27 protein-coding genes and 1 tRNA gene are annotated in these 21,997 nt (G+C 67.7%); 12 read left to right on the top strand and 16 right to left on the bottom strand.

Annotation, left to right across the window (positions count from 1 at the left end; translation table 11 throughout):
• The 4 genes from PGN37_RS24035 to PGN37_RS24020 all read right to left on the bottom strand — a co-directional run.
• On the bottom strand, positions 1-602 hold a 602-nt coding region (locus PGN37_RS24035; protein ID WP_335333493.1), incomplete at its 3' end, for a flavodoxin domain-containing protein.
• Between the two features lie 33 nt (positions 603-635).
• Positions 636-1,004: a hypothetical protein gene (locus tag PGN37_RS24030; RefSeq protein ID WP_335333492.1), complete on the bottom strand. Its 369-nt coding sequence runs from the start codon at positions 1,002-1,004 to the stop codon at positions 636-638.
• A 16-nt stretch (positions 1,005-1,020) separates the two neighbouring features.
• On the bottom strand, positions 1,021-1,236 hold the full coding sequence (locus PGN37_RS24025; RefSeq protein WP_335333491.1) for a hypothetical protein: 216 nt from the start codon (positions 1,234-1,236) through the stop codon (positions 1,021-1,023).
• Positions 1,237-1,283: 47 nt separating this feature from the next.
• Positions 1,284-1,949, bottom strand: coding sequence for an FAD-dependent oxidoreductase (locus PGN37_RS24020; protein WP_335333490.1), 666 nt, complete (start codon positions 1,947-1,949; stop codon positions 1,284-1,286).
• A gap of 214 nt (positions 1,950-2,163) precedes the next feature.
• Here PGN37_RS24020 and PGN37_RS24015 point away from each other — a divergent pair, with 214 nt between their 5' ends.
• The 7 genes from PGN37_RS24015 (at position 2,164) to PGN37_RS23985 (ending at position 9,647) form a co-directional block, all read left to right on the top strand.
• The gene (locus tag PGN37_RS24015) at positions 2,164-3,669 is read left to right on the top strand and encodes an APC family permease (RefSeq protein WP_335333489.1); all 1,506 of its coding nucleotides are present in this window, start codon (positions 2,164-2,166) and stop codon (positions 3,667-3,669) included.
• A 63-nt stretch (positions 3,670-3,732) separates the two neighbouring features.
• Positions 3,733-4,605 (top strand): Gfo/Idh/MocA family protein, encoded by an 873-nt coding sequence (locus tag PGN37_RS24010; RefSeq protein ID WP_335333488.1) that lies wholly within the window; start codon positions 3,733-3,735, stop codon positions 4,603-4,605.
• A gap of 28 nt (positions 4,606-4,633) precedes the next feature.
• A complete protein-coding gene (locus tag PGN37_RS24005; RefSeq protein ID WP_335333487.1) occupies positions 4,634-5,602 on the top strand; it encodes a cyclase family protein in 969 nt (322 codons plus the stop codon).
• Positions 5,599-6,465 carry a hypothetical protein gene (locus PGN37_RS24000; protein ID WP_335333486.1) on the top strand — a complete coding sequence of 289 codons (867 nt, stop codon included), beginning with the start codon at positions 5,599-5,601 and terminating at the stop codon, positions 6,463-6,465. Before PGN37_RS24005 ends, PGN37_RS24000 begins: the two co-directional genes overlap by 4 nt.
• Positions 6,462-7,424 (top strand): 5-dehydro-2-deoxygluconokinase, encoded by a 963-nt coding sequence (gene iolC, locus PGN37_RS23995; protein WP_335333485.1) that lies wholly within the window; start codon positions 6,462-6,464, stop codon positions 7,422-7,424. The genes PGN37_RS24000 and iolC overlap by 4 nt, the downstream gene beginning before the upstream one ends.
• 43 nt (positions 7,425-7,467) lie before the next feature.
• Positions 7,468-8,607, top strand: a complete 1,140-nt coding sequence (locus tag PGN37_RS23990) for a Gfo/Idh/MocA family protein (RefSeq protein ID WP_335333484.1) — start codon at positions 7,468-7,470, stop codon at positions 8,605-8,607.
• Positions 8,604-9,647 (top strand): sugar phosphate isomerase/epimerase family protein, encoded by a 1,044-nt coding sequence (locus PGN37_RS23985; RefSeq protein ID WP_335333483.1) that lies wholly within the window; start codon positions 8,604-8,606, stop codon positions 9,645-9,647. The genes PGN37_RS23990 and PGN37_RS23985 overlap by 4 nt, the downstream gene beginning before the upstream one ends.
• On the opposite strand, the gene PGN37_RS23980 is transcribed toward PGN37_RS23985, so the two are convergent.
• Both PGN37_RS23980 and PGN37_RS23975 read right to left on the bottom strand, forming a co-directional pair.
• Positions 9,626-10,285 (bottom strand): L,D-transpeptidase family protein, encoded by a 660-nt coding sequence (locus tag PGN37_RS23980; protein WP_335333482.1) that lies wholly within the window; start codon positions 10,283-10,285, stop codon positions 9,626-9,628. The genes PGN37_RS23985 and PGN37_RS23980 overlap by 22 nt on opposite strands.
• A 59-nt stretch (positions 10,286-10,344) precedes the next feature.
• Positions 10,345-10,427 (bottom strand) — tRNA-Tyr (locus PGN37_RS23975).
• A gap of 135 nt (positions 10,428-10,562) precedes the next feature.
• Here PGN37_RS23975 and PGN37_RS23970 point away from each other — a divergent pair.
• Positions 10,563-11,054, top strand: a complete 492-nt coding sequence (locus PGN37_RS23970; protein WP_048423319.1) for a YajQ family cyclic di-GMP-binding protein — start codon at positions 10,563-10,565, stop codon at positions 11,052-11,054.
• A 66-nt stretch (positions 11,055-11,120) separates the two neighbouring features.
• Here PGN37_RS23970 and PGN37_RS23965 read toward each other — a convergent pair whose 3' ends face one another.
• Complete coding sequence (locus tag PGN37_RS23965; protein WP_335333481.1) at positions 11,121-11,600, bottom strand: hypothetical protein; 480 nt, start codon at positions 11,598-11,600, stop codon at positions 11,121-11,123.
• A gap of 113 nt (positions 11,601-11,713) precedes the next feature.
• Here PGN37_RS23965 and PGN37_RS23960 point away from each other — a divergent pair, with 113 nt between their 5' ends.
• Positions 11,714-12,739: an NAD(P)H-dependent glycerol-3-phosphate dehydrogenase gene (locus PGN37_RS23960; protein ID WP_335333480.1), complete on the top strand. Its 1,026-nt coding sequence runs from the start codon at positions 11,714-11,716 to the stop codon at positions 12,737-12,739.
• 1 nt (position 12,740) lies between these two features.
• Here PGN37_RS23960 and PGN37_RS23955 read toward each other — a convergent pair whose 3' ends face one another.
• The 4 genes from PGN37_RS23955 to grcC1 all read right to left on the bottom strand — a co-directional run bounded on the left by PGN37_RS23955 (position 12,741) and on the right by grcC1 (position 15,804).
• Positions 12,741-13,271, bottom strand: a complete 531-nt coding sequence (locus PGN37_RS23955) for a hypothetical protein (protein ID WP_335333479.1) — start codon at positions 13,269-13,271, stop codon at positions 12,741-12,743.
• A gap of 44 nt (positions 13,272-13,315) precedes the next feature.
• Complete coding sequence (locus tag PGN37_RS23950) at positions 13,316-13,774, bottom strand: hypothetical protein (RefSeq protein ID WP_335333478.1); 459 nt, start codon at positions 13,772-13,774, stop codon at positions 13,316-13,318.
• A gap of 63 nt (positions 13,775-13,837) precedes the next feature.
• Positions 13,838-14,716, bottom strand: a complete 879-nt coding sequence (htpX, locus tag PGN37_RS23945) for a zinc metalloprotease HtpX (protein ID WP_335333477.1) — start codon at positions 14,714-14,716, stop codon at positions 13,838-13,840.
• Between the two features lie 80 nt (positions 14,717-14,796).
• A complete protein-coding gene (grcC1, locus tag PGN37_RS23940) occupies positions 14,797-15,804 on the bottom strand; it encodes a nonaprenyl/(2E,6E)-farnesyl/geranylgeranyl diphosphat synthase (protein ID WP_335333476.1) in 1,008 nt (335 codons plus the stop codon).
• Between the two features lie 21 nt (positions 15,805-15,825).
• Between grcC1 and menJ the strand changes: the two genes are divergently transcribed.
• Positions 15,826-17,046, top strand: coding sequence for a menaquinone reductase (gene menJ / locus PGN37_RS23935; RefSeq protein WP_335333475.1), 1,221 nt, complete (start codon positions 15,826-15,828; stop codon positions 17,044-17,046).
• An 82-nt stretch (positions 17,047-17,128) separates the two neighbouring features.
• Entirely contained in the window at positions 17,129-17,548 is a 420-nt protein-coding gene (locus tag PGN37_RS23930) for a GAF domain-containing protein (RefSeq protein ID WP_335333474.1), read from the top strand.
• A 71-nt stretch (positions 17,549-17,619) separates the two neighbouring features.
• On the opposite strand, the gene PGN37_RS23925 is transcribed toward PGN37_RS23930, so the two are convergent.
• The gene (locus tag PGN37_RS23925) at positions 17,620-18,678 is read right to left on the bottom strand and encodes an alpha/beta hydrolase fold domain-containing protein (protein ID WP_335333473.1); all 1,059 of its coding nucleotides are present in this window, start codon (positions 18,676-18,678) and stop codon (positions 17,620-17,622) included.
• Positions 18,679-18,768: 90 nt separating this feature from the next.
• Entirely contained in the window at positions 18,769-19,455 is a 687-nt protein-coding gene (locus tag PGN37_RS23920; protein WP_335333472.1) for a demethylmenaquinone methyltransferase, read from the bottom strand.
• 65 nt (positions 19,456-19,520) lie between these two features.
• On the opposite strand from PGN37_RS23920, the gene PGN37_RS23915 reads away from it, so the two are divergent.
• A complete protein-coding gene (locus PGN37_RS23915) occupies positions 19,521-20,345 on the top strand; it encodes an SDR family oxidoreductase (RefSeq protein ID WP_335333471.1) in 825 nt (274 codons plus the stop codon).
• Positions 20,346-20,349: 4 nt separating this feature from the next.
• Here PGN37_RS23915 and PGN37_RS23910 read toward each other — a convergent pair whose 3' ends face one another.
• From PGN37_RS23910 to PGN37_RS23900, 3 genes are all read right to left on the bottom strand, one after another.
• Positions 20,350-20,748 (bottom strand): hypothetical protein, encoded by a 399-nt coding sequence (locus PGN37_RS23910; protein WP_335333470.1) that lies wholly within the window; start codon positions 20,746-20,748, stop codon positions 20,350-20,352.
• Positions 20,745-21,215 (bottom strand): nitroreductase family deazaflavin-dependent oxidoreductase, encoded by a 471-nt coding sequence (locus tag PGN37_RS23905; protein WP_442933004.1) that lies wholly within the window; start codon positions 21,213-21,215, stop codon positions 20,745-20,747. Before PGN37_RS23905 ends, PGN37_RS23910 begins: the two co-directional genes overlap by 4 nt.
• Before the next feature lie 87 nt (positions 21,216-21,302).
• Positions 21,303-21,929, bottom strand: a complete 627-nt coding sequence (locus tag PGN37_RS23900) for a class I SAM-dependent methyltransferase (protein ID WP_335333469.1) — start codon at positions 21,927-21,929, stop codon at positions 21,303-21,305.
• Positions 21,930-21,997 lie beyond the last annotated feature (68 nt).

Below are 21,997 nucleotides of genomic sequence, written 5' to 3'. Positions count from 1 at the left end.
ACGAATGTGTTGTCGTCGGTCTGATGCACCGGCCCGAGGGCACGGGCACGGTCGTACCAGGGGTGCGGGTTATCCTGGAAATCCTTGTCGTTCCAGGGGAAGAGGTCCTCGCCGACAGCGCCGGGAGTCGGCTGAGTCCGCTCCGCGGCCGGGATCAGGATCGGTAGCGCATCGTTGTGTGCCCAGTCGGTGGCGACGTCGACAGGGTCCAGACCGGTCGTGGCATCGTGTCGGCCGGTGACACCGATCTGCGTGGCGCCGAGTTCGACGAGCAGGTTGGACAGCGTTTTGACGGCGTTGTTGTAGTTCTCGTAACTGCTGTCTCCGAGCCCGAATGCCGCGAAGCGCAGAGCACTCAGATCGGGCCGCGCCGCGATCAACTCCTCGTAGAACGGTTCGGTCGTCGCCGGCAGACCGCCCTCGCCGTAGGTGGAGGTGATCAGGACCGCGACCTGAGCAGCCGCGACGTCGTCGACCTCGACGTCGGTGAGTTCGCGAAGCTCGGTCTCGATGCCCGCGCCTTTGAGGATGTCGACGATTTCGTCACCGACCATTTCGGCATTGCCGGACTCGGTGCCGTACCAGACGTGGATAAGTGTCATGGAGATGTCCTTTCGGAAGAAGGTGACGATCGATCAGGGGTTCTGAGACAGGGGGTGCGGCGCTGTCGCGGTTCGGCGGCGGTACTCCACCACGGCCTGCGCAGCAGCCGGCCATGACGTGAACTTGGTCCGCACACGATTCGGCCGGGCGCGCATGGTCTCGGCGCGATCGAGGACGGTCCAGTCGGCGAATGTCGTTGCGAGTGACACGCTTTCACCAAGACCGGCCAATCCGGCTCGCCCAGACGAGCTCTCGAGGTGCGTGACGATCTCTCGCGCCGCCGCTTTGGCGAGTGTGCGGTTCTCGGCCAGGTTGCCCAGCGCGCCACTGGCGCAGCCTCCGACGCGCACGATGCGATGTCCCGTGACCGCGTCGGCGATGGAGGCCCCGACGAATCCCATTGCCGTCACTACCGTGTCAGCCGGGGTAGCGGCTTTCACCGTCCGCGGACCTGGTGCAGACGACGGTGCGGCCGTCGTCGACCTCGATGGCCACCGGGGCTGCGCTGCAGCGAATGTCGACACGCACGGTGGGAGTTCCTGCGGCACGTCCGGCGTGATGGACCGATTTCTCGTCGAGTGCGCCGTCGAGGTACACGGAGACGTTGGGTAGGGCACACAGCTCCGAGTACATGGCCGCGTCCCACCGGACCCTGTCGAGCGGACCCCTCGACAGGACCGTCAGATGACGAAGGTCCGACGTCGCCAAGGCGTCGCGTGCATCGTCGTCGATGTCTGATCCGTCAAATCCGTCGTCGTCTTGCACAGGAGCCGGGCGACGTCCATCGCGACGTTGCCCGCGCCGATGACCACGACCTCTCCGCCCAATCGCGTCGGACCGCCCGTGCGGATCAGACTGTCCGGATCACCATTGAGGAACCTGAGCAGTTGACCGGCGCCGATCACGCGTGCTGCCCCGGTGACGGGTACCGCGAGAGGCCGATCTTCGGGCAAGCCGGTGGCGAGGACCACCGCGTCGAAGTTCTGCTCGAGCTCGGCGAGACCGATCTCCTCACCAATACGGGTGTTTCCGACGAACTCGACCCGGTCGGAGGCAAAGATCCGCTCGAATTGCTTGGTGACGTTCTTCATTCCCTGGTGGTCGGCCGCGACACCGTACCGAACCAGACCGAAGGGTGTCGGTCGTGCGTCGAAGACGGTGATGCGGGCGTCCGGCGCGAGGCGGAGGATCGCCTGTGCGGTGTAGCAGCCCGCCGGTCCACAGCCGACGATCGCGACCTGCCGGCGGACGCCAGTTGGTCTGCTCCGCCTTCGGCGGGGGTGGGGTGCGAGGACATCTGTTCTCCCTGGACAGCGGAGGTGAGGGGGTGACGACGGGGTCTTCACCGTGAGATGCAGAGCACATTACCTAACTATCGTTAGTAAGTCGAGAGGATGTTTTTTGGTGATGGTTGAGCGCATAGGCCAGCTGTAACAGCGATTTTACGCGAAGTCTTCACAACCTTACGAACGTTAGGTAGTGTCTGGGCTCATCGCAGAGTGATCCGTACAACAGTGCGGTTCGATCGCGACCCACCCCTCCATCACCCAAGGGAAAGCCATGACCGAATCCACCACCCGTGCGGGGGCCGTCCCCCTCTCCGCCCACGGAGCCACTACCCGACTGTCCGGCAACCTCGGCGCCGCATCGCTCGTGTTGAGCGTGCTGGCTTTCTCCGCGCCGATCGTCACGGTCTCGGGCTACATCGCCTTCGCCATCGGCTTCGTCGGCCAAGCCGCACCGCTGGCCTGGGTGGTAGCCACCGCCGTCCTGGCCATCTTCGCGGTCGGGTACACCACCATGACTCGCCATATCCGGCGTCCGGGCGCGTTCTACGCCTACATCAGCGTTGGTCTGGGCAAGACGACCGGTCTGGGTGGCGCGTACCTGGCGGCGGTGTCCTACATGCTGATCACCGTCGGGATCTACTCGTTCTCCGGCGCAATGGTGTCGGCGGCCATTGCGGCGTTCGGCGGCCCCACCATTCCGTGGTGGGCCTGTACCGCAGTGTGCTGGGTACTCATCACCATCCTGGGGCACTTCCAGATCGAACTGTCCGCCAAAGTCCTGGGCACGGTGATGGTTCTCGAAGTCATCTTGGTCGCCATCTTCAACGGCTTCGTGCTCGCCAAGGGTGGCGCCAGCGGCCTGTCCGCCGCTCCGCTGGACCCCACCAAGTTCTTCAACGGCGGAACCGGTCTGGCCCTGCTATTCGCCTTCGGCAACTTCATCGGCTTCGAGGCCACCGCGCTCTACCGCGATGAAGTCCGCAACCCCAGCCGCACCATCCCCCGCGCCACCTACCTCGCCGTCGTCCTCATCGGCGCCTTCTACGCAGTCTCGGCCTACTCCTTGATCATCGCCTACGGCGCCGACGCCCCGGACCGCGCCACCAGCGAACCGACCACCATGTTCGACCACGCCATGGCCACTTATGTCAGCAGCAGCCTGGCGACCATCACCCTCGTTCTGGTGGCCACCTCCGGACTCGCGTCGGTGCTCTCCACCCACAACGTCGTCGCGCGTTACCTCCAGAACCTGGGCGCCGACCACGCTCTGCCTCCGTTCCTCGCCGGCGTGCACCCACGACACAAGTCCCCCTACCGAGCGTCCGCCGTCAGCTCCATCGTGGTCGGCGTGCTCCTCATCACCGCCGCCGCACTCGTACCCGACCAGGCCACCATCCAGGGCGTCGGCAGTGGCATCGGCACCGCCGGCGTGCTCATCTTGATGGCCATCGTGAGCTTCGCCGTGTTCCGGCACTTCGCCCGCACCGGCCGCCCAGCCGGTGAGACCGTGTGGCGCGTCACCATCGCACCGCTGATCGCCACGACGATTCTCACGGTGGTCGTCGTCTTCGCACTGGTCCGCTTCGACCTGCTCGTCGGCGGTGCGCCCGGACAGAACCTGTGGATGCTGTTCGTGCTGGCAGCCTTCCTTGCCGCGGGATGCGCTGTCGCGCAGTACATGAAGCGCAAACGCCCCGACCTGTACGCCCGCCTCGGCCGCGCTGAAGGTGACGACGCCGCCAGCGATCCGACCGGCGAGGCCCAGCACTCCGTCTGAGCCGCCGAGTTCCAGCCCTCACCCCCCCGATCACCTTCCCCAGAAAGCACAGGTGTGTTCACCATGCCCGCAGTCCGTATCGGCCTCGTCGGAGCCGGCCCCTGGGCCGCCATCTTCCACGCACCGATGATCACCGGCGGCCCCGAGACAGAGCTCTCCGCTGTCTGGGCCCGCCGCCCCGAGGCGGCCAAAGACATTGCCGCCGAATTCGATTCCACGGTCGCCGCCTCGTTCGACGAACTGGTCGACTCCGTCGATGCCCTGGTGTTCGCGGTGCCGCCGTTCGTCCAGGCCGAGCTGGCCGCACAGGCCGCGCGGGCCGGCAAGCCGATGCTCCTGGAAAAGCCACTCGGTGTGGATCTTGCTGAGGCGCAGGGACTTGCCGACATCGTCGCAGAGTCCGGGGTGCCGACCCAGGTGATGTTCACCAATCGCTACAGCCCGGGCATCCGGCGTTTCCTCGAGCAGGCTCGTGCTCAGACGCCCATCGGCGCGGTCGGCAGCTACATCAACCAGGCAGCTCTGCCGGGAGGAACCTTTGCGACGCCGTGGCGAGTGGAGAAAGGAGCGTTGCTCGACCTGGGGCCCCATGTGCTCGACACTCTCGACGCCGCCGTCGGCCCGATCGCTGAGGTACGCGGCGAAGGAGACCCGCAGCGCTGGTACATCCTCACCGTCACTCACGAGAACGGGGTGATCAGTCAGGCGGCATTGTCGCTGACCAGTCCCGTCGCCGCCGACGTCGCCGGTGTGAAGGTCTACACCGAGCAGGGCGAGCTGTCGTGCGAATTCGTCGGCAAGGACGGCGATCCCGAGGTGCCGGGCGTGATCCGACGCGAGTTCGCCGAGGTGGTCCGCACCGGTGAGTCGCACGAACTCGACGTCCACCGTGCGCTCTACATCCAGCGATGGCTCGATCGAGCCGCCCGCTCCTGACGGCCCATCCCAACGAAAGGAGACCACCGTGTCCGGTCCCATCACCGCGACCACCATCGACGAACTGCTCGGTTCCGACAGCCCCACCAACTGGGGGAAGTGGGGCGCCGACGACGAGGTCGGCAGCCTCAACTACCTCGATGCCGCCCAGGTACTTCGCGGAGTTGCCGCGGTTCGCAGCGGCGACGTGTACACCCTTCAGGTCCCCATCGGTCTGCCCGAGTGCCCCGACCCGGTCTGGCCCGGACGAACGCCTGCGATTCGCACGCAGGTTATGGACGAGGGCTTCTTCGCCCGTGGCGAGGAGCCGGAACCGTCTGACGGCCACCACTGGGCAGACGACAAGATCGAGATGTTCACCCAGGGCTCCACCCAGTACGACGCGTTGGCCCACTACTGGTACGGCGATCAGGTGTGGAACGGTTACCCCGCCGACACCACCATCGGGGAACTTCAGCGCGCTTCGGTCCTCCCCATCGCCGAACGCGGCGTCGTCGGGCGCGGCGTTCTCATCGACATGGCGCGCGCACGCGGAAAAGACGTTCTGGGCAGCGGTGAGCCGATCAGTCTCGCCGACCTCCTGGCCGCTGCCGAGGCGCAGGGCACCACCATCGAACCCCGCGACATCCTGATCATCCGGACCGGGTGGGTCGGCTCGTACTACCGCACCGAAAGTGCGGACTTCTACCGCGACTGGAACGAGCCGGGGCTGATCTACAGCCGCGACCTCGTCGAGTGGTTCCAGACGATGGAGATCCCCAACCTGGTGACCGACACCATCGCCAACGAGCTGAGCTTCTACCCGGGCGGGCTCCAACTACCCCTGCACTGTGCGCTGATGCGCAACCTGGGAGTCGCCTTCACAGAATTGTGTCGCCTCGACGACCTCGCTGAGGCGTGCGCCACCGATCGGAGATGGACCTTCCTGTACACCGCGGCCCCCCTCAAGATCGCCGGCGCCAGCGGCGCCCCCGTCAACCCGGTGGTGATCCGATGACCGGACCGCAGATCAGGAACGCCGCGACGATCGATGCGTTCCGGAACCCCGACGGTATGTTCACCATGGTCGCCGTCGATCAGCGAGAATCGCTGCGCCACATGCTTCGTGGGGGACGTGACGCCCCCGTCGACGACGACTGTCTCGTCACCTTCAAGGCGACTGTCGCCGAGGCGGTCGGCGGGATCGCCAGCGGAATACTGCTCGACCGCCAGTACGGGCTGGCCGCGGCGCAGCGGTCGGCCTGTCCGGTGATCCTCGCCGCCGACATCCTGTCCGCCACGGAACCCGGCGGCCCGATGGACAAGACCGAGCTGGACGACCAGGTGGATGCCGAGACCGTCGCGACCTTCGGGGCTTCTGCGCTGAAGTTCCTGCTCCCGTGGCATCCCGCGCGGCGCAGCGAGGCGGTCGACCTGGCCCACGCGTTCATGGCACGGTGTCGCGAGCTCGGGCTGCCCGGTGTGCTCGAAGGTGTCATCCGCCCCCGCGGCGCCGACACTCGTGAAGAATTCGCCGACGCCCTCGTCGCTGCCGCAGCCGACCTGTCGGCGGCGTGTCCCGATCTCTACAAGACCGAGGTCGTCTACACCGCACATACCGACCGCGAACTCGCCACAGCCACTGCCCTTTCCATCACGGAGACAATGGGTTGCCCCTGGGTGGTGCTGTCCTCCGGCGTGAGAGCGGAGCACTTTCCGGCAGCTGCCGCCGCGGCTGCCGCGGGAGGCGCTCGCGGCTTCCTCGCCGGCCGCGCCGTCTGGGGTGACGCCACCGCCGCAGACGATCCCCGTACGCACCTCCGAGAACACGCTGCGAGCAATCTGCTGGCGATCGCCGAAACAGTCAGGGCCGCATCATGATCAGACACATCCCCGATGTCGTCGTCATCGGTCGGATCTGCATCGACATCTACCCCGAGCAGATCGGCGTCGGCCTCGCCGAGGTGCGCACGTTCAGCAAGTCGATCGGCGGCAGCGCCACGAACGTCGCGGTCGCGGTTGCCCAGCTGGGCAACTCGGTTCGGCTCATCTCCCGTACCGGCGACGACCCCTTCGGCGCGTTCGCCCGCGACGAGCTGAGCCGCCTGGGCGTCGGTGTCGAGGGAATCAGCCCGGTGCCCGGCATGCAGTCGGTGCTCACGTTCTGCGAGATCCACCCGCCCGACGATTTCCCGCTGTACATCTACCGCAACCCGACCGCTCCCGACATGTTCGTCGGCACAGGCGATCTCCCGCTCGACCACATCGCCGCGGCGCCGATCTTCTGGGCGACGGCGACCGGGCTGTCGCGGGAGCCGAGCCGCGCGGCACACCACGCGGCCTGGGACGCGCGGGGGCGTCGGCAGCACACCGTGCTGGATCTGGACTACCGGCCGATGTTCTGGGATGACGAACGCCACGCCCACGACGCAATCGATGAGGCGCTCGACCGCGTGACGGTCACGGTGGGGAACCTCGAGGAGTGCCGGGTGGCGGTCGGTGAGACCGATCCCGACCGCGCCGCGGACGCCCTCCTCGACCGCGGCGTCGAGCTTGCGATCGTCAAGAAGGGCCCGGACGGCGTCATGGCGTGCACGCGAACCGAACGCATCGAGTCCGCCCCCATCCGCGTCGACGTCGCCAACGGCTTGGGCGCCGGAGACGCGTTCGGCGGCGCGCTGTGCCACGGCCTGCTGCACGGCCTGCCCCTGCAGACGACCCTCGACCTCGCCAATGCGGCCGGAGCACTGGTCGCGACGCGGCGCGAATGCTCGCTGGCCATGCCGACTCTGGAAGACCTCACCGAATTCGCCCGTCGAACGACGGCTCTGCACACCTAGACATTTCTGCGACATTTCTGCGCAATCGAAAGGAAGACAAAGGATGACCGAGATCCGAGTCGCCATCGTCGGCGGCGGTGGCTTCATGGGATATGCCCACAGCCTGGGATGGGCTCTGGCACCGATCGCTGCGGATGCCGGAGCCAGCATCCGTAAAGCTGTCCTGGTCGAGGCCGACGAAGAGCGCGCCAAAGCCGCGGCCAAACGTCTGAACTGGGATGACTGGTCTGCCGACTGGCGCGAGGTCGTCGCCCGCGACGACATCGACGTGATCGACATCGTGACCCCGCCGGCGTCGCACGCCGAGATCGCCATCGCCGCACTGGCCGCAGGCAAGCATGTCTTCGTCGAGAAGCCGATCAGCAACGACCTCGCCGACGCCGACCGCATGCAGCTCGCCGCCGAGCGCAGCTCTGCCGTCAGCCAGGTGGGCTTCAACTATCGGCACGCACCGGCCATCACCTTCGTCAAGCGCATGCTCGACGACGGAACCCTCGGCCATCCGCTCCAGTTCCGCGCCCACTACACCCAAGATGTCGGTGTGCTCGGCCGTGTGCTGAGCGGGTGGCGCGCCAAGAAGGGCGCCGGCGGATCAGGGGTCACCGGTGACATCGGTTCGCACATCATCGATCTCGCGTCTTACCTCGTCGGTGACATCGAATCCGTCACCGCCGTCGTCGGCGCCAAGGACCCGGCCGAGAACACCGCATGGCTGTCCGACGAGCGACGCCGAGAGGGCGAGTACCTCGACGACGCGGCACTGTGGATGGCCCGCTTCAGCAGCGGCGCCCTCGGTTCGTTCGCGACCACCGTGTACGCCTCGGGCCGCAAGAACCGGATGTTCTTCGAACTCGAATGCACAAAGGGCGCAGTCGAATTCGACTGGAACCACTCCGACGAGGTCAAGCTCAGCCTGGTCAGCGACCCACCCGACCAGCAGGGCTTTCGCACTGTGTCGATGAACGAGAACCACGAAGACTTCTGGTGGCCGCTCGGCGGGATGGGCTCCGGCTACGTCGACGACGCCGCCCTGCAGCTACAGAAATTCGTCAAGTCGATCATCGACGGCCGCGCCGGGTCTCCCAGCTTCGCCGATGCCACCCGCACCCAGCGGGTCATCTCCGCCGTGATGGAATCCGCGGACAGCCACCAGTGGGTCGCCGTCGACGAGGTGACCGCATGAGTATCGATGTGCGATGGAGCACCGACCTCGTCACCTACTTCCACCCGCCGTGGTGGGGCCTTCCCGCCGACCTGACCTACGACGCGTGGGAGAAGGCCGTCGACAGCGATCCCGAACCGTACTTCCGGCGCATGCTCGACAGCGCCGCCGCGGCACGCCTGCGCGGGATCGAGCTGGCTCCCGCTCCCGGCGGGTGGGTGAATGCGCTGCGCGCCTTCGGATCAGCAGCAGCGTTTCGTCACGAACTGGAGAGCCGTGGGCTGACCCTTTCGTCGAGTTACGTGCTGCCGGTCCTCCTCAAAGCCGCCCTCGACGCGCCGCCGGAGTCGCGCCGGGCCGCCGAGCATGCCCTCGACGATGAGGTGACTCAACATGCTGAATTCCTCGCCGAGGTCGGCTGCCCGACGCTGGTGACCAGTACCGTCCCCCGCGCCGAGTTCTCGGACATCGCAGGAGAGCCGGCGTCGGCAGCGGCTTTCGACGCACCGGCCGATCCGGATCTACTCGGTGCGATCGCCGACCAGCTCGACCGCATCGGCACCGTCGCGGCCCGGCACGGCGTCTCCGTGGCCGTTCACACCGACGCCTACTCCCTGGCGTCGCGCACGGCCGACGTCGACGCACTCATGGATCGCACAGACCCAGCACGGGTGAAGCTGTGTATCGATGCCGGGCACATCGCGCTCGACGGCGGCGATCCGCTCGCCGTACTGCGGGCACACGCCGACCGGGCACCCGTCCTGCACTGGAAGGACTGCGCCAGCCATCTACCGCCGCACACGCTCAGCGGACCGCCAATGGTGCGCCACGACACCATGATCCGCTACTTCCGGGTCATGGGTTCCGACGGCGTCGTCGACTGGAATCGCTGGATCGACATCCTGCGGGACAAGCGCTGGACCGGTTGGGGTGTCGCGGAGATCGACATGTCCGTCGACCCCCAGCGCGAGATCCGCGAGGGAATCGAGTACTACGAACGTGTCTGCCGGCCGCAGACGTCCGCGTTGCGAGGGGGTGACTACGGAGCCGCCACTCCGTAGAGCACGGTCATGTACGGCGTCCTGCCGGGATCGAGCCACAGCAGAATCCACTTCATGATGTGCTCGTCGATGGCTACGCACCCGGCTGTGTCGCCATCGTCATCCTCGACGTGGAGGAATATCGCGCAGCCGAGCCCGGGTCGTCGTGAGGGGTTCGTGTCGACGAACGCCGCGTAGTTGTAGGAAGGGAATTCGTTGAGATTCTCGGTCTCTTGCCCGACGCTTTCGGTGATGAGGGTGTTGTACGTCGTTTCCTCGCCTCGGCCGAACGCAGGGCTCCAGTACGTGTGACCGACGTCCCACAGATCGCCCGGCACGATCTGGTGGTACGGGAGCTGAACCTCCGGCAGTTCATACCGACCAATTGCCCGGGTGATGGGAAAAGAGCCGAGAGGGGTTTGCTCGGAGTCATCCAGCGCGAGGCCGATCCCGCCACTGCCAATGTTCGCCTCAATCGGATCGTCCCAGTCCGTTCCGACCACCTTCACCCAACCGTCGGCTCGGTTCTCGCGCGAGAAGCAGCAGAGAGCCGTGGTGAAGTCGCCCTCTTTGTCGGGGTTGTCGTTCACGTAGAGAACGACGACCTGCCCGCACTCCCCGGGTACCTGGCCCACTGCGTAATCGGTCACGCCAGCCATAGTGCGCCGTGCCCCCAACAGACACATCAGGCCCCCTCGAAAGGGGGCCTGATCTGGTGTGGCAGGTACAGGATTCGAACCTGTGTAGGCGTTAGCCGACGGATTTACAGTCCGCTCCCATTGGCCGCTCGGGCAACCTGCCGGGTTCGCGTGTAGCGCGCACAGCAGGATACAACGACGGCCTACCCTGACGACAAATCGCCAGGGTGGCTTGGCCCGCGCCGAGGCCTGCGGCCAAGATGGAAACACGCAACGATCACGAGGGAGGGACGGGTCCATGGCGGATTCATCGTTCGACATCGTCAGCAAGGCCGACCGCCAAGAGGTCGACAACGCGCTCAACCAGGCGGCCAAGGAGCTCTCCACCCGCTTCGACTTCCGCGGCACCGACACCACCATCGAGTGGCAGGGCGAGGAAGGCATCATCCTCGTCTCCTCCACCGAGGAGCGCGTCAAGGCCGCCGTCGACGTCTTCAAGGAAAAGCTCATCCGGCGCGACATCTCGATGAAGGCGTTCGACGCGGGCGACCCGCAGCCCTCCGGCAAGACCTACAAGGTCATCGGCAGCATCAAGCAGGGCATCGACAGCGAGAACGCCAAGAAGATCACCAAGCTCATCCGCGACGAGGGCCCCAAGGGTGTCAAGGCCCAGATCCAGGGCGAGGAGATCCGCGTCAGCTCCAAGAAGCGCGACGACCTGCAAGCCGTCCAGGCCTTGTTGCGCGGCGCCGACCTCGAGGTGGCACTGCAGTTCGTCAACTACCGCTGACCGCGAACGTGGGGGTTGTGCACGCAAAAGCGCCGTAAAGCGTGCACAAGGCCCACGTTCGACGGATCAGTGCTCGACCGCGGCGCGCACCGCGTCCGCGGTGGTGCCGTCGATCTGATCGAACAAACCCAGCAGCCGCTGGATGACCGCGGTGAAGCCCGGCTCGAAGTTCTTGAGCACCGGAGGGAAGAACGGCGCGACGGCGATCCCGTCGTCGGTGATCGTCCACCCCATGCCGCGCAGCGCCGTGACGAGTTCGGTCAACCCGATCCGGATGGCGTCGAGGTTCACGCCGCCGCTCGCCAGCGCGGCTCGGACCGATTCCAGCCGGCTCCGCAGCCGCACTTGCACGACGAGGTCCTCCTCGGCCGTGGCCACCGCGGCGTCGCCACCGGCTGCCTGCCACGCCGCGCGCACGCGTTCCAATGCCTGCTTCTGTTCGTCGACGGCGGCGTCCAGATCGGCGATGTGGCCGTCGAGCCGGCCTGCCGCAGCTGTCACGCCCTGCGGGTCTGATGCTTCGACCGTGGACACGGTGACCGACACAAGACCCCCTCAGCAACGTCGCATCCATTATGCCCACGCCGCGGGACCCCACCGCGCACCGATCGCTCCGAACCCGCCTCGTCGGTCAGTCGCCGCCCCTAGGGTGATCTTCCATGGCACCTGCACAGCGCGAACCCAAAGTCGTCGTCCTGGGAGGCGGATCCTGGGGCACCACAGTGGCCTCGATCTGTGCGCGGCGCGGCCCGACGTTGCAGTGGGTGCGCTCGCAGGAGACCGCCGATGACATCAACAACCATCACCGCAACACCAAGTACCTGGGCAATGAAGTCGAGTTGGCGCACGACCTGAAAGCGACGACCGACTTCGTCGAAGCCGCCGAGTGCGCCGACGTCATCGTCATGGGTGTGCCCTCGCACGGATTCCGCGGCGTCCTCACCGAATTGGCGGCGTCGCTGCGCCCCTGGGTGCCGGTGGTGTCACTGGTCAAAGGCCTCGAACAGGGCACGAACTACCGGATGAGCCAGGTCGTCGACGAGGTGCTGCCCGGACATCCGGCAGGAATCCTGGCCGGCCCCAACATCGCCCGCGAGGTCGCCGAGGGCTACGCCGCAGCCGCGGTTCTCGCGATGCCCGATCAGCACCTGGCCGCCCAGTTGGCGAACCTGTTCCGCACCAAGCGTTTCCGCACCTACACGACCGACGACGTGGTCGGTGTCGAGATGGCCGGCGCGCTCAAGAACGTGTACGCGATCGCCGTCGGCATGGGTTACTCGCTCGGCATTGGCGAGAACACCCGCGCGATGGTGATGGCGCGTGCCGTGCGCGAGATGTCGAAGATGGGCGAGGCCATCGGCGGGCATCGCGACACGTTCGCGGGGTTGGCCGGTATGGGCGATCTGATCGTGACGTGCACCAGTCAGCGCAGCCGCAACCGCCATGTCGGCGAGCAGCTGGGCTCGGGCAAGCCGATCGACGAGATCATCGCGTCGATGAACCAGGTCGCCGAGGGCGTGAAAGCGGCCAGCGTGATCATGAAGTTCGCCGAAGAGTTGGACATCTCGATGCCGATCGCGCGGGAAGTCGACGGCGTGGTCAACAACGGCGCGACGGTCGAGGACGCCTATCACGGATTGATGCTGGAGAAGCCCGGCCACGAGGTGCACGGCTCGGGCTTCTGAGTCAGTTGAAGTACGGGTTGGTGCCTTCGGGCCGGGCGAGCAGCGGATTGGTCTCGTTGACGACCCAGGACGCCGTCGGTGTGACCACGAAGCCGGCTTGATTGCGGCTGTCCACGCACGAGGTGAGGGTGCCGTCGCCGCCGCAGCTGACGTCACCGAAGCTCAGCCGCGAGTTCGGCGGCAGCGCCTTGACCGGTCCGCCGTAGATCGGGGCGGGGGCGACCGAGAACCCGGGCACACCGCCGGCAGCACCGCTGAGCAGGTTGGCACCTTCTGGAGCGCCGGGCAGGACACCGTTGCATCCGTAGCCGCCCGAGCGCTGCACCATGCACGTCAGACCGTTCGAGCTGAACGCGTACGCCGCACCGTCGAAGACGGCGTAGTCCTTCGGGTTCGCGGGCGCCCACGCGTTCACGTTGGGAGCCGGCGGTGGAGGCGGCGGCGTCGGTGGCTGCGCGGCTGCGACACCCGCTGCGTTGAGGACACCGGCCGCAGCCAGGCACGCCGCTGCAAGGAAAGCTCTGCTCGACACCGTCACAGACTAGATGTCGCCTGCGGCGCGGGCAGTGTTAGCGATCAGTACGAGTAGGTGCCGGTCGGACTGATGACGAAGCCCGACTGGTCGACGGTGTTGGTGCACGACGTGATGACGCCGTCGGTGCCGCAGCTGACGGTGCGGAAGCTCATCCGGGTGTTGACCGGCAGCGGCTGCGGATCGGCAATCGCGCCGTACATCGGCCCGTCGGCGTGCGCGAACCCGGGCGGCCCGCCAGCCCAGCCCGTCACCACATTGGCTCCACCGGGGGCGCCGGGCAATGCGCCGTTGCACCCGTAGCTACCGGTCTGGCGATCCATCACGCACGTCACTCCCCCGGGCGCGGCGAACGAATACCGCGTGCCGTCGGGGGAGGCGAAGGGCTGCGGATTGACCGGCGGCAGCGCGTTGACGTTCAGCGGGGACGGGTCGGCGGAGGCGACGGCAGGCGCGGCCAGCGCGGCCGCGGCCGTCACGCCGATCAGGATGCGGGTCAGCACGCGCACACCATAAGCGCCCGGCCATGGGCCGCGCATCGTCAGACCCAAAGTCTGACGGGCCCGTCAGTACTGGCCAGGCCCCCGACCGGCCATCGCCTCCAGCCGCGCGATGCGGTCGGCGATCGGCGGGTGGGTGGCGAACAGCTTGCCGATCTTCTCGCCCGACCGGAACGGGTTGGCGATCATCAGGTGAGCCTGGTCGGCCAGCTGCGGCTCCGGCGGCAGCGGGGCGCGTTCCACGCCCGCGCTGATCTTGCGCAGCGCGCTCGCCAGCGCCAGCGGATCACCCGTCAGCTCGGCACCGGACTGGTCGGCCTGGTACTCACGCGAACGCGACACCGCCAACCGGATCACCGTCGCCGCGATCGGACCGAGAAGCGAAACCAGAAGGATCGCAAAAGGATTGGTGCCACCCTCGCGGTTACCGCCGAACATGCTCGCGAAGAAGGCGAGGTTGGCCAGAGCGGTGATCGCCGACGCCATGGCGCCCGCCACACAGCTGATCAGGATGTCGCGGTTGTAGACGTGCGAGAGCTCGTGCCCGAGCACCGCCCGCAGTTCCCGTTCGTTGAGCATGCCGAGGATGCCCGTCGTGCAGCACACCGCGGCGTTGCGCGGATTGCGTCCCGTCGCGAACGCGTTCGGTGCGGCGGTGTCGCTGATGTAGAGCCGTGGCATGGGCTGGCGCGCCGTCGTCGCCAACTCCCGCACGATCCGGTACATCACCGGCGCCTGCATCTCCGTGACGGGCTGCGCGTGCATCGCCCGCAGTGCCAGCTTGTCGCTGTTGAAGTAGACGTAGGCGTTCATGCCGATCGCGAACAGCACCGCGAGGAACATGATGTTGCGGCCGAACATCGCGCCGACAGCCACGATCAGTCCCGAGAACAGCACCAACAACAGGAACGTCTTCGCCCTGTTGGCGTGCGGATGCCACGTCATCGACCGGTCCTCCTCATCTGACCTGACGAACTCATACGTCTCCCCAACGTCCGAGCGGGCGGCACAGGTTCCGGGCGGGCTCAGCCGTGCCGGTTGATGGTGTAGTCGACCAGCGTGGCCAGCGCCTGACGACCCGGGCCGTCGGGCAGCGCGGCCAGCTCCGCCTCGGCCCGGCGTGCGTACTCGGCGACGGTCTCCTTGGCCTTGACGATGCCCTGCGAGGCGCGCAGCAGCCGCAATGCCTCCGCCACGTCGGCATCGGCCTCGAGGGGGCGGGCCAGCAGCGTGCGCAGCCGGTCGGCGTCGGGACCGGTCTCGCGCAGCGCGTAGAGAACCGGCAACGTGTGCACGCCCTCCCGCAGATCCGTCCCGGGCACCTTGCCGGACTCGTCGGGATCGCTGTCGATGTCGATGATGTCGTCGGAGATCTGGAACGCCGTGCCGACGATCCCGCCGAGGCGGGCCAGGCGCTCGATCTGCTCCTCGTCGGCGCCGGAGAACGTGGCCCCGAAGCGGCCCGACGCGGCGATCAGGCAGGCGGTCTTCTCGTAGACCACCTTCAGGTAGTGCTCGACTTCGTCGACGTGCTCGGCGGCGCCGCGCGTCTCGCGCATCTGGCCGGTGACCAGCAGCGCAAAGGTGTCGGCGATGATCCGCACCGCCTCCGGTCCGAGACGGCTGACCAGCCGGGACGCCGTGGCGAACAGGTAGTCGCCGGCGAGGATCGCGATGTTGTTGCTCCACCGGGCGTTGGCGCTGGCGGCACCGCGGCGCACCTGCGCCTCGTCCATCACGTCGTCGTGGTACAGCGTGGCCAGGTGCACCAGTTCGATGACCGCGCCGGCCACCGTGACCTGCCAGGAGTCGGGCTCCGGCCCCAGTTGGGCGGACAGCACCGTGAACAGCGGACGGAACCGCTTGCCGCCGGCCTGGAACAGGTGGGTGACCGCCTCGGCCATCAACTCGTCGGCGCGGCCGAGTTCCTCCGACATCAACGCTTCGATCCGGGCCACGCCGTCACGGACGTCCTGGGCGAACTCGGCATCGCCGAAATCCACTCCCGCCACCACGTTCGCCGGTGTCCTCACACAGCCAACATACTGGGAGCCATGCACACGAGCGCTGATGTGGTGGTCGTCGGAGCCGGCCCGGCCGGTTCGGCGGCGGCGGCGTGGGCCGCCCGTGCCGGTCACGACGTGCTGGTGCTCGACTCCGCGACGTTCCCCCGCGACAAGGCGTGCGGCGACGGCCTGACTCCGCGGGCCATCGCCGAGATGCGGCGACTGGGGCTCGACGGATGGCTGACCGGGCGGGTCACCCACCACGGGTTGCGGATGTCGGGCTTCGGCGCCGACGTCGAAGTCCGGTGGCCGGGCCGATCGTTTCCGCCGATCAGCAGCGCGGTGCCGCGCCTCGAACTCGACGAGCGCATCCGGCTGGTGGCCGTCGACGACGGCGCCAAGATGAAGCTCGGCGTGAAAGCCGTTGACGTGCAACGCGCTTCGGATGGTCGGGTGACTGCTGTCGTGCTGGACAACGGCGAGGTGGTGGGGTGCCGTGACCTCATCGTCGCCGACGGGGTCCGCTCGGGTGTGGGCCGAGTCCTCGGCCGGCAGTGGCACAGGGAGACCGTGTACGGCACCGCGATCCGCGCCTACATCGCCACACCGCGGCACGCCGAGGAGTGGATCACCTCGCATCTGGAACTGCGCTCCCCCGACGGTGAGGTGCTCCCCGGGTACGGCTGGATCTTCCCGCTGGGCACCGGCGAGGTGAACATCGGCGTCGGCGCGCTGGCGACATCGAAGCGGCCGGCCGAATCCGCCCTGCGCCCATTACTGAATCATTACGCTGCGCTGCGCCGCGACGAATGGGGCTTCGACGGCTCCGTGCGGGCTGCGCGGTCGGCGCTGTTGCCGATGGGCGGGGCCGTGTCCGGGGTGGCCGGCCCGAACTGGATGCTGATCGGCGATGCCGCGGCGTGCGTGAACCCGTTGAACGGGGAGGGTATCGATTACGGCCTGGAGACCGGCCGGTTGGCGGCGTCGATGCTGGGGAGTAGCGACTATTCGCGGGCGTGGCCGGCGGTGCTGGACGCCCACTATGCACGCGGGTTCTCGATCGCGCGGCGGCTGGCGCTGCTGCTGACGTTCCCCCGGTTCCTGCCGGCGACGGGCCCGCTGGCGATGCGGTCCTCGGCGCTGATGACGATCGCCGTGCGGGTGATGGGCAACTTCGTCACCTCCGACGACGAGGACACGGTGGCGCGGCTGTGGCGGGGCGCGGGCCGGCTGTCCGAGCGGGCGGACGGCCGCCGCCCGTTCACGTGAGGCCCGTTTCGGCGAGCGCGCGTGTCTGCACATCCCTGAGCGGCGTGTCGTGTGCCGCAGCGCGCGCTCGCGGGCCGCGAGGGTGACGTCCGTGTACCGGGCGCCGATGCGCTCGCGGCGTGACGACCTCGATCCGTGGCTCGCCGTCGAGCGCGCACTGCGGTTGGGACTGTGCGGGTTCGGCAGCGTCGACGTGCCGCAGCGTCGGATCGAGCGCTTCGCCGCGGCGGCCGACGGGTCGTTCGTATGGACGCGCGACGAAGACGGCTTGTATCTGCTGGGATGCCTGACCGGGCCGTACTTCTACGACGCCGACGGAGTGGACGTCGACCTGGTGCATGTCCGGCCGTGTCGGTGGACTCAGGGATTCGACGAGAGCCGTTGCCCCGCAGCAGTTGTCGCCACGTTCGCGCGGGGTGGGCGGAATTTTCAGCAGATCCACGATGCTCGGGTTGGCGAGGAGTCGGCGCGGCTGTGGTCGGCTTCGCGCGTTCGTGGATGACGAGCGCGCGCTCGATGTACGCGTGGCGCGGCGTGGCGGTGTGCAGACACGCGCGCTCGCGGAACGGGGCGTCAGGACAGGGAGTGGGCGAAGCCGCTTACGTCGCGGATGCTCGCGGCGAACACCTCAGGCATCGCGTTCGCCAGCAACAGATCGCCCCCGTGACAGGTGCCCGCCACCACGCGACCCACGGCAGGCACCCCCGCCCGCACCAACCTGCGGTAGTACTGCAGACCCTCGTCACGCAGCGGGTCGAGTTCGTTGACCGAGATGACATGCGTTGGCAGTCCGGACAATTCGTCGTCGGTGGCAACGTAGGCCCAACACGTCGCGTCGTCGGAGTGCTGCTTCTGCGGATCGTAGAGCGAACCGAGAATGCTCAATTGCTCACGGCTGACGAAGTACTCGTCGTTCTCCTCCAACGACGGCAGATCGTCACAGGTCTCCTGCCACCTGTTGGAGATGAACGGGCACTGCGCGTAGAAGCCCGCGATCTCGTCGATCCACCCTTCGCGTTTCGCCTTGTGCGCCAACGTCAATGTCAGATTGCCACCGCCTGATTCGCCGTTGACCACGATGTGGCTGACGCCGAGCTCGGCGCGCTGCTCGTGGAGCCAGCGGGCGGCCGCCGCACAATCGTTGAGGCCGGCGGGAAATGGATGCGGACCGAGCGCGCCGGCCGAATTTCGGAACTCGACCCCGACCACCACCAGGCCGGTGCCGGCGAGCTGCTCGCGCAGGCGGACGTACGGCATGTCGGCAGCACTGGCGATCGCCATCCCGCCGCCATGCAGGTGCAGGATCGCGGGGAGGGGACCGTCCGCGTCGGTGGGCCGGCTGATGAACAGGGTGATGTCGTTGCCGTCGACGCCGGTGATCGTCGTCGTCGAGGTGCTGACACCGGCGGGTGGCGCGATGTCTGCTGCGAGGGCGCCGAAGAAGGCTCCGATGCCTTGCTCGCTCATCGTCGCGTAGGCGAGCCGGTCCTCGAGTGGCGAGTCCGCGCTCAGGCCGGACGACGGGAGCCGTCCGTCGAGGCCGAACGCTGCGAAGGCGGCGACCATGCGTGGGTCCGACCGCGGGTCGGTGGCCAGGGTGGCGTCGGGATCGGCGTGGCGTCCGTGGGGCATGGCTGTGACGCTACGTTCGCGGGCCGCGAGCGCGCGTGAAAGTACAGAAATGGGGGCGTGTCTGCGTGCAGACCCGCGCGCTCGCCGAAACTAGGGACGGGTGGCGGCGTGCAGGGCGACGATGCCGCCCGTGAGGTTCCGCCACGCCACATCCGTCCAGCCGGCGGCCTGGATGCGACGAGCCAGCTCGGCCTGATCAGGCCACGCGCGAATGGACTCGGCGAGATAGACATACGCGTCGGGGTTCGACGACACCGCGCTGGCAATCCGCGGCAGGGCACGCATCAGGTACTCCTTGTACGTCGTCGCGAACAGACCGTTCGTCGGCGTGGAGAACTCGCACACCACCAGCCGGCCGCCGGGACGCGTCACCCGCGCCATCTCACGCAGCCCCGCGACATGGTCCACCACATTGCGCAGCCCGAAGCTGATCGTCACCGCATCGAACACACCGTCGGCGAACGGCAACTTCGTTGCGTCACCGGCGACCTTCGGCACCGGCCGGCCAGCCCCCGCCGACAGCATGCCGACCGAGAAGTCCGCCGCCACACACCACGCGCCCGAGGCGGCCAGCTCGACCGTCGACACCGCTGTCCCCGCGGCCAGGTCCAGCACGCGATCTCCCGGCCCGATGCCCAGCGCCTCGCGTGTGGCCCGCCGCCAGAAGCGGTCCTGCCCGCCCGAGAGCACCGTGTTGGTCAGGTCGTAGCGCCGCGCCACACCGTCGAACATCGACGCGACCTCATGCGGATCCTTCTCGAGCGACGCACGGTTCACAGTCGCGAACGTATCACCGCCGGATTTCGGGAATGGATGCTGCAGGCCCGGGCATTGAACCGCTCATGAGCGAAAAAGTGTGGTTCATCACCGGTGCGTCCCGCGGCTTCGGACGTGAGTGGACGATCGCGGCCCTCGAGCGCGGCGACAAGGTCGCCGCGACGGCCCGTGACCTCTCCACCCTCGACGATCTCGTCGCCGAGCACGGCGACGCGCTCCTTCCGATCCGCCTCGACGTCACCGACCGCGACGCCGACTTCGCGGCCGTCACGCAGGCCCACGACCACTTCGGGCGGCTCGACATCGTCGTCAACAACGCCGGCTACGGACAGTTCGGCTTCATCGAGGAGCTCTCCGAGTCCGAGGCCCGCGACCAGATCGAAACGAACGTGTTCGGCGCCCTGTGGGTCACCCAGGCGGCTCTGCCCTACCTGCGGGCGCAGCGCAGCGGCCACATCATCCAGGTGTCCTCGATCGGCGGCATCACCGCCTTCCCTAACGTCGGCATCTACCACGCCTCCAAGTGGGCGCTCGAAGGCTTCAGCCAGGCGCTGGCACAGGAGGTCGCCGAGTTCGGCGTGCATGTCACGCTGATCGAGCCGGGCGGCTTCTCCACCGACTGGGCCGGCCCGTCGGCAAAGCACGCAGAAGAGCTGCCCGACTACGCCGACATCCACGCCAAAGCCAACGAATGGCGCGCATCGCGCAGCTCGGCGCCCGGGGATCCGAAGGCGTCAGCGCGGGCGATCCTGAAGGTCGTCGACGCCCCCGAACCGCCGCTGCGGGTCTTCTTCGGCGAGCTGCCGCTGCAGCTGGCCAAGGCGGACTACGAGAAGCGGCTTGCCACGTGGGAGCAGTGGCAGCCGGTGGCCCTGGAAGCTCAGGGCTGACCCATCAGTCGACGCTGCGGGTGACGTCTGCCCACAGGTCTTCGCGTTCTGGTTCGGGCACCGTCGGGGAGAAGTCCACCACGATGGACGCGACCTGACGCAAGCCGTGGTCGGCGGCATATCGCTGCGCTGCGCCGGTACCGGGGAACGACATGATCGTGAACCTGTCGGTACTGACCGACTGCGCGCACCCGGCCTGCGCGCAGTCGGTGGCCGTGGTGTCGACAGGGTGCAGGAGTACGTGTCTGTCGTTCTGCAGGTGTTCCACCACCGCACCGGCGGTGGTGATGCCCGGCGGCGCGCTGAGCGTGCTCGGCGGTTGTGGTGACGGGGTGGACGCCCCACACCCACTGCAAACCAACACGACGGCGAAGGCGGCGAGGCGGTCGATTCGAGGGCTCATTGCACCGTCAGCTCGATCATCGGAAGGTCGGTGCCGGGCGGTTGGACACGACCGTCAAGGGTGTGATCGAGAACCCCGGCCAGCGACTCCCACGCAGCCGGATGAGCGTCGATGTAGCGCTGCAGCACCGCATCGGCCTCTGCGACCGGGAGACGACGCGCGATGGCCGGCACAGCGCGCCGGCAACCTGTAGACACCTTCACCCGCGGATCGGTCATCACGTTGCGGAACCACTGGGCGCCCGTCCCGAAACCGGATGCGATCACGTAGGTGCCCGCGTCGGAGTGCTCGATGACCTCGACGACGACGTGGCGCGCCCGGTGTGTCCGTCGACCCATGTGTTCGAGCAGCAACAACCGCGAGCCGAAGACGAACCCCAGACCTGCGCGATAGACCACGATGGGCAGGCGCATCAGGGGTCGGCACCGCAGGGCGGCCGCGGCCATCCGCTGAGCCCGTACACCCACCGACACACTCCCTCGCTCTTCTACCGTCCTACGAGGACAGTCGCTGTCCTGGCAAGGGGTCCCGCTGGGAGAATCCGTAGAACTCGCTCAGATCGCGGCCAGTTCGGCGATCCCGCGATCGCCGAACACTTCGACGTCCTTGAGCCGCAACGACACTCGCTGTCCGAACTCCTCGATGGCGTCGAGCCCGACCGATGCCCAGGGAAACCACGGGCCGATCTCGGTGTCGGACTCCAGCCGCTGCATCGTCGACACCGTGCCCGTGACCGCCGGGTCGAATTCGACGACGCAGTGGCCGCCGTCGCGCAGCAGCGCCCGGCATCGGTTGAACAGTCGCAGCGGGTCGGCGCCCATACCGATGCTGTCGTCGGCCAGCACGACCGTCTGCCACCAGCCCTCGCGCGGGAGTTCGTCGAAGACGTCGCCGCGCAGCGCCCGCGCGCCGCGGCGCGTGGCGAGGTGCACCGCGACGGCCGACTGGTCGATTCCCAGCGCCGGGACTCCGTGGCGGGCCAGCCACGCGACGACGCGGCCCGGCCCGCAGCCGAGGTCGATCGTGGCGCCCTCGCAGCGGGTGACCAGTGCGACGTCGCACGGGTCGTCGTCACACTCGCCGAGCCAGCGTTGCACCGGCAGCTCACGGGTCTGATAGTCGGCTCCGCGAACCCAGCAGCGTTGCCCCCGGAGAGCGGCGTCGTAGACCGCACCGATCATCGCAAACCCCGCTTCACCGCCCGAGCTGACACAGCCACGTGCAGATACCCACACCTGGCGGGGGGCAA

Origin of the sequence: Mycobacterium kyogaense, from assembly GCF_036946525.1 — a bacterium.
Taxonomy (GTDB): Bacteria; Actinomycetota; Actinomycetes; order Mycobacteriales; family Mycobacteriaceae; genus Mycobacterium; species Mycobacterium kyogaense_A.
The sequence above is the reverse complement of the archived record's forward strand: the minus strand, read 5'-3'. Positions and strand labels throughout refer to the sequence as shown.

Bases quoted from the DNA above. Each gene is read 5' to 3' on its own strand.
- iolC (WP_335333485.1), top strand. From the start codon at position 6,462: ATGATCAGACACATCCCCGATGTCGTCGTCATCGGTCGGATCTGCATC.
- PGN37_RS24000 (WP_335333486.1), top strand. From the start codon at position 5,599: ATGACCGGACCGCAGATCAGGAACGCCGCGACGATCGATGCGTTCCGG.
- PGN37_RS23910 (WP_335333470.1), bottom strand. From the start codon at position 20,748: ATGAGCCCTCGAATCGACCGCCTCGCCGCCTTCGCCGTCGTGTTGGTT.
- PGN37_RS24010 (WP_335333488.1), top strand. From the start codon at position 3,733: ATGCCCGCAGTCCGTATCGGCCTCGTCGGAGCCGGCCCCTGGGCCGCC.
- menJ (WP_335333475.1), top strand. From the start codon at position 15,826: ATGCACACGAGCGCTGATGTGGTGGTCGTCGGAGCCGGCCCGGCCGGT.
- PGN37_RS23985 (WP_335333483.1), top strand. From the start codon at position 8,604: ATGAGTATCGATGTGCGATGGAGCACCGACCTCGTCACCTACTTCCAC.
- PGN37_RS23925 (WP_335333473.1), bottom strand. From the start codon at position 18,678: ATGCCCCACGGACGCCACGCCGATCCCGACGCCACCCTGGCCACCGAC.
- PGN37_RS24025 (WP_335333491.1), bottom strand. From the start codon at position 1,236: ATGTACTCGGAGCTGTGTGCCCTACCCAACGTCTCCGTGTACCTCGAC.
- PGN37_RS23915 (WP_335333471.1), top strand. From the start codon at position 19,521: ATGAGCGAAAAAGTGTGGTTCATCACCGGTGCGTCCCGCGGCTTCGGA.
- htpX (WP_335333477.1), bottom strand. From the start codon at position 14,716: ATGACGTGGCATCCGCACGCCAACAGGGCGAAGACGTTCCTGTTGTTG.
- PGN37_RS23960 (WP_335333480.1), top strand. From the start codon at position 11,714: ATGGCACCTGCACAGCGCGAACCCAAAGTCGTCGTCCTGGGAGGCGGA.
- PGN37_RS23970 (WP_048423319.1), top strand. From the start codon at position 10,563: ATGGCGGATTCATCGTTCGACATCGTCAGCAAGGCCGACCGCCAAGAG.
- PGN37_RS23980 (WP_335333482.1), bottom strand. From the start codon at position 10,285: ATGGCTGGCGTGACCGATTACGCAGTGGGCCAGGTACCCGGGGAGTGC.
- PGN37_RS23990 (WP_335333484.1), top strand. From the start codon at position 7,468: ATGACCGAGATCCGAGTCGCCATCGTCGGCGGCGGTGGCTTCATGGGA.
- PGN37_RS23900 (WP_335333469.1), bottom strand. From the start codon at position 21,929: ATGATCGGTGCGGTCTACGACGCCGCTCTCCGGGGGCAACGCTGCTGG.
- PGN37_RS24015 (WP_335333489.1), top strand. From the start codon at position 2,164: ATGACCGAATCCACCACCCGTGCGGGGGCCGTCCCCCTCTCCGCCCAC.
- PGN37_RS24030 (WP_335333492.1), bottom strand. From the start codon at position 1,004: ATGGGATTCGTCGGGGCCTCCATCGCCGACGCGGTCACGGGACATCGC.